The 317-nt window shown below is 52.1% G+C and carries 1 protein-coding gene; it reads left to right on the top strand.

The window, feature by feature from the left end:
- Positions 1–317, top strand: a 317-nt coding sequence (locus AB4486_RS26210) for an FAD-dependent oxidoreductase (protein ID WP_372119686.1), incomplete at both ends; no start/stop codon positions are given.

Consider the following 317-nt stretch of genomic DNA (forward strand, 5'->3'; position numbering starts at 1 on the left):
GTAAGGAATATGCCCCGACTTATTGGGTAGATACCGCAGGCGCACCACCTGAAGATGATGGCCCAATCACGTCAGACATGGATGTCGATGTGGCTATTATCGGTTCAGGCTACACAGGCCTAAGTACCGCGATACACCTTGCTGAAATGTACGGTATTAAAGCGACTGTGATTGAAGCTAACCGTATGAGTTGGGGCTGCAGTACCCGAAATGGTGGCCAAGCACAGTGTGCTTCTGGGCGTTTGAAGCGTTCTCAGTGGATTGAACGCTGGGGCCTAGATACCGCGCTAAAAATGCACCGCGAGTGTGTGGATGGC

The organism is Vibrio sp. 10N.222.55.C6, from assembly GCF_041473395.1.
Lineage (GTDB): Bacteria > Pseudomonadota > Gammaproteobacteria > Enterobacterales > Vibrionaceae > Vibrio > Vibrio crassostreae_C.